This window comes from Isoptericola sp. NPDC060257 (assembly GCF_042726645.1).
Taxonomy (GTDB): Bacteria; Actinomycetota; Actinomycetes; order Actinomycetales; family Cellulomonadaceae; genus Isoptericola; species Isoptericola nanjingensis.
In genome coordinates this window covers 1-1,683 of the sequence record NZ_JBHXAW010000476.1, presented here as the reverse complement: position 1 = coordinate 1,683, position 1,683 = coordinate 1, and the positions used below count along the sequence as shown (strand labels likewise).

The window sequence follows — 1,683 nt, the reverse complement described above, 5'->3', positions numbered from 1 at the left end:
CGACGGGGGTGCGGTCCTCAGCGGGCGGCCTTGAGCGCCTTCGCGACGGGGGAGCGGTCCGCGAGGGCCGAGGTGACGCGGTCGAGGTAGATCGCGAGGAACACGACCGCGAGGCCGGCCTCGAACCCGAGCGCGATGTCGACGCTCGACAGGGCGCCCACGACGTCACCGCCGAGGCCGCCGGCGCCGACCATGCCGGAGATGACCACCATCGACAGGGCGAGCATGATCACCTGGTTGACGCCCGCCATGATGGTGGGCATCGCCAGCGGGATCTGGATCTGCCGCAGGATGCGGCGGTCGGTGGAGCCGAACGCGCGGCCGGCCTCCACCACCTCGGAGTCGACCTGGCGGATGCCCAGCTCCGTGAAGCGCACGCCGGGGGCGAGCGCGAACACGATGGTCGCGATGATGCCGGGCACAGGGCCGGTGAGGAAGATGACGACCGTCGGGATCAGGTAGACGAAGGCGGGCATCGTCTGCATGAAGTCGAGGATCGGCCGCACGATGCGCGAGACGTGCTCGTTGCGCGCCGACCAGATCCCGAGCGGGATGCCGATCAGCAACGCGACCACGGAGGCCAGCAGCACGAGCGCCAGGGAGTCCATGGCGTTGTCCCACTGGTCCATCGCGGCGATGAGCACGAAGCCGATCAGCGAGCCGACCGCGAGCTTCCAGCCCTTCGCCCAGAAGGCGATCGCAGCGAGCACGATCGCGACGACGAAGAACGGCGGGGTGCTGAGCACCCAGTCCAGGCTGTCGTAGATCGACTCGAAGAAGGTCTTGATGCCGTCGAAGAGCGGGTCGAACGTGTCGGTGACCCAGCCGATCGCCGTCTCGATCCAGTCACCGATCTCGACGCGGGGGACAAGAGTGTCGGTAGCGGCGGTGATCATGCCGGGGCTCCTTCCGTCGTCCCGGCAGGTTCGTCGTCGGCCGCACCCTCCTGCGGCTCCTGCGTCGTCCCGGGCGTGGAGACGTTGCCGTTCTCGACGGCCTCGCCGGCCATCGCCTCGAGGAGGGTCACGCGCGGCACGACGCCGACCAGGCGACCCTCGTCGTCGACCACCGCGAGCGGCACGGCGGACTCGGCCGCCGGCGCGAACAGCTCGGCGAGCGGCGTGTCCTGGTGCACCGAGGTCACGTCGGCGTCGATGAGGCCCTCGAGCTTCTCGACGCCCTCCTTGGTGGCGCGCACGGCGTCGTCGGCCCGCACGAGGCCCTTGAGGACGCGGCGGCGGTCGACGGCGAACGCGCCGGAGACCTCCGCCTCGCGCATCTCGCGCGCCGCCTGCCGCGGCCCGCCACCGGCGGGGACGGTGAGGCGCGGCCGCTGCATGACGGACGACGCGGTGAGCACGCGGGAGCGGTCGACGTCGGCCACGAACTTCTCCACGTAGGAGTTGGCCGGGTCGGACAGGATCTGCTCGGCGGTGCCGATCTGCACGATGCGGCCGTCACGCATGACGGCGATCCGGTCGCCCAGGTGCATGGCCTCGTTGAGGTCGTGCGTGATGAAGATGATCGTCTTGCCCAGCTTCTCCTGGAGCTCCAGGAGCTGCTCCTGCATCTCCGAGCGGATCAGCGGGTCGAGTGCGCTGAACGCCTCGTCCATGAGCAGCACGTCGGTGTCGGCCGCCAGCGCGCGGGCGAGGCCCACGCGCTGGTGCATGCCGCCGGACA

The 1,683-nt window shown here is 70.5% G+C and carries 2 protein-coding genes; both read right to left on the bottom strand.

Translation table 11 applies throughout. The features are described from left to right. Window positions 1–17: 17 nt before the first annotated feature. Window positions 18–896 carry an ABC transporter permease gene (locus tag ACFWEK_RS21450; RefSeq protein ID WP_430546687.1) on the bottom strand — a complete coding sequence of 293 codons (879 nt, stop codon included), beginning with the start codon at window positions 894–896 and terminating at the stop codon, window positions 18–20. Further along, window positions 893–1,683, bottom strand: a 791-nt coding sequence (locus tag ACFWEK_RS21445) for a CBS domain-containing protein (protein WP_430555355.1), incomplete at its 5' end; no start/stop codon positions are given. The genes ACFWEK_RS21450 and ACFWEK_RS21445, both read right to left, overlap by 4 nt.